This window comes from Streptomyces sp. NPDC111802 (assembly GCF_055634335.1).
The window spans coordinates 1-3,467 of sequence record NZ_JBVKCZ010000161.1; the positions used below are offsets into that span (position 1 = coordinate 1).

Here is a 3,467-nt window from a genome sequence, read left to right on the forward strand (position 1 = left end):
GCCCGCGTTGACCGCGCTCCCCAAGTCGCGCCCAGCCACACCAGTCGCCGGTGCTGTCACGTTGACAAGTGCCTGATCGCCTGACGGGGTGTCGGAACAAGTCAGGGGCATCAGCACCAAGGTGAAGGCGGACGGCAGCTTGCTCAGGCGGGCAGCCCTGCGCGTATCCGGCGGTCGCGCGGTGCCTCCTTGCGGTCCAGGCGGGTGTCCAGGAGGCGCCGTGCCGCGTCGCAACGGCCCGCTGCTACCAGGGCGTAGAGGAGCGTTTCCTCGACGACTTCCCGCTGCGCGGCGCTGCCCCCGACGCGGCGCAGCACCGGCAGCAGGGCGTCCAGGCCGCGGGCCGCCTCGTGGAAGCGTTCCTCGACGAGCGCGGCGAACGCCTCGCACAGCGGGACGATGACCTCCCGCTGCACCTCGTCGGCACCGGAGGCGTGGTCGCGCAGTCGGTGCAGGGCCGGCAGGTCCCCGGCGGCGGCCAGGGCGACGGCGACGTGCAGGGCGGTGAAGGCGGTCGCCGGCCGTTCCAGTACGTCGTTCGCGACGGTGTCCAAGACGTCCGCGGCAGGGAGTTCGCCCGGCCAGCTGTCGCTCAGCCGGGCCCGCCACAGCAGCGACCCCGAGTCGACCAGCGCGCGCACCCCGGTCACCACCCGCCCCGGCGCAAGCTGGGCGAACCATCGCCTGCGCACCGCAGCCGAGTTGTCCAGGGCGAGTTCGTGCAGGGCGATGTGCCAGGAGAAGTGCGCCCGGTGGACCGCGCCCCGGCCCTGCCCGGCCACCCAGCCGTCCAGCCAGTCCCGGCCTGCCTGGTGCGCGCCGGACTCGTAGTAGACGTGGGCGAGCGCGTGCACGGCATGCCCGGAGGCCGGCTCGGCGGCCAGGGCGCGGTGAGCGAGTTCGCCGGCCTCGTGCAGCCGGCCCTGCTCCTGGCGGAGGAAGGCGAGCAGCGAGGTGTGGAACCAGTGGCCGTCGTGGGCCGGAGATGTCCGCTCGACCAGCCGCAGGGCCTGGCCGTGGTCGAGGTCGGTGACGCCGGAGAAGGCGATGGTCGGCACTGCGGCGGCGAGCGCGAGTGCGTCGGCCGGGTGCGCGTCGAGGTGCCGTACAAGGGCACCGTCAGCCCTGTTGGCAGAGTTGCCATGCACCCGGCGCATGACCACGTCCACGAACGAGCGCTCCCGCTCGTCGGCCCGTTCGAGGGCGGACCGCTGGGCCTGGGCAAGAGCATGCGGTACGTCGACGTCGGCGCCGCACTCGTGGCCGAGCAGGGCGAGTGCCGCATGGCCGAGGGCGAAACCGGGGTCGAGGGCGACCGCGCGGGCGAAGGCGTCCTCGGCGCCAGCCCGGACTTTGAGGACGCGTTCGAGACCATTGCGGTAAGCGGCGGCCGCCTCGGCATGGGTGGTCAAGGCGAGGCCGTGTCCGTCGACGGGACGGCGGGAGCGGCGGGGCGTGTGTGTCAGCGGGGCGAGCAACTCCCTTGCCAGGGCGGCTGCTTGGGCGCGGATCTCGGGGATCGCTGTCGTCTCCCACAGCTCGCCACGACGCGGGGCGCCCAGTGTGAACAGCGGGCGCTCGGCGCATCCTTCGGCATCCAGGAGACGTCCGTCGAGCGTGGCGACACCCATGCCGAGCGGGCCGGAAACCGCGCCGCCGGACGCGAACAGTGAGCACCACAGGGGATCGTCGGAGCGCCGCCCCGGCCCAGTACAGTCGATCACCAAACCGACATGTAAAGTCCGGCCGTTGGAGAGCGTCACCACGAGCGAGTCGTCGTGCTCCACCGCGTCCGTCACGGTGCCCGTGTGGACACTGAGCCGTCGTGTCGTACGGGCCCGGGAGACAGACTCGGCGGTGGCGGGTGCCATGCGGTGGCGGTGGGTGTTCCACAGGGCGCCCTCGCGGGCGAGGAACTCGGCGCGGTCCTCGGGGGTGAGGCTGTGCCACAGGCGGGCGGTGTGCGGGCGCAGGCTGTCGAGGGCGGGGCGCCAGTCGCCGTGGGCGCGTACGGAGCGGCTGATGTGGCGGTACACGACCCGGCGCAGGTGGCCCAGCGAGGTGTCGTCCAGTTCCTCCGGCGAACTCATCGGGCCGGCCGGTGCGAGCGCGTGCGGCTGGGGCAGCAGGCCGCTGCGGGAGACGGCGTGCACCGTGCGGCCGGGGCGATCGAGGGTCAGGGCAAGGTCGACGGCCGTAAGACCCGTACCGACAAGGAGGACGTCGGCGGTGCCGGACGGGCCGTCCAGGGCGCCCGTGCTCCAGGGCTCGGCGACGAAGCGGTCCGAGGTGCGCAGGGCGGGCGGGGCCCAGGTGGCGGACGGGGCCGCCGGACCGGTGGCCAGGACCGCGCTGTCGGCGATCAGGTGTCCCCCGTCGGTGAGGTGGAGGTCTACCCGGCAGTCTGGGGTGTCGGTACAGCTCTCCGCACGGGTGCGCAGCCGTCGCACGCACACCGTCCCATGACCCCGGATGATGGCATGCGCGAGGGTGTCGGCGAGGTAGGCGCCGAAGCGGTAACGGGTGGCGAAGTCCGCGCCGGTTACGGTGGGCTCGCCGTGCCTGCACAGCCAGCGGGTGAAGTGGTCCGGCTCGTCCGGGTAGCAACTCATGCCGCCCGCAGGCACGTTGAGACGGTGGCGCGGGTCGCGCGTGGCGTACGCGGTGCCGCGGCCCGCCTCCGGGGCCGGGTCGAGCAGGACCAGGTCGAGCGGTGTCCGGCGGCGCGCCGCCGTCTCGCAGAGCTGGACGGCGGTCAGTGTGCCCGCCGCGCCCATTCCGACGATGGCCACTGTGTGCCGCTCGCGGACTTCGGTCACGTAATACCTCCGGCGGTGGTCTTCGGTCGTTCCTCGGTTCTGAACTATTCCGACCGGGGTAGTAGGGAATTCAAGCCGGGGAGACCTTCAGGGCACCGGTCGGTCCGTTGATCCTCTGTTCATAATCAGTGGTCCTCACAAGGAATCTGTCAATCCCCTCGCGCTGTGGAGGTCTCTTAAGCGGCCAGCGCCAGAAGGGAGTTGGCCCAGTGCTCGTCTCGTAGTCGATCGGGCTGCGGTATCCACACACACTGTGCAGTCCTCGTCTTTCGCACTCTCCGGCTGGTCAACGGCTCGTGCGGGGTGACTCCAACACCGTGGCTCTGGTCCGAAAATGAAGCATGACCCCAGGTCAGTGAGGTGATCGGTGGGCTGTGTTCAGGCGGCGGCGTCGGTTTCGGCATCCTCCGCTAGCTGTCACTGTCACCGCCTCGAGCTTGAACAGCACGCTCGTTGTGGTTGTTGTCCGCGGACAACAACCACAACGAGTCGGTGCCTGGAGTGACTTGGCCCGCTTGTTGTCCGCGGACAACAAGGCGATCGCCAACTCGAGAGCAGGCTGTCCTGGAACGTAACGAGGCCCTGTTCCCGCCGGCGTAAACCGGCCGGGGACAGGGCCTCTTGGCAGGTTCGATGTCTATGAGATCC

The 3,467-nt window shown here is 71.0% G+C and carries 1 protein-coding gene; it reads right to left on the bottom strand.

From position 1 onward, the window contains the following. Positions 1-143: 143 nt before the first annotated feature. A complete protein-coding gene (locus ACZ7NC_RS44875) occupies positions 144-2,819 on the bottom strand; it encodes an FAD/NAD(P)-binding protein (RefSeq protein WP_471498045.1) in 2,676 nt (891 codons plus the stop codon). Positions 2,820-3,467 lie beyond the last annotated feature (648 nt).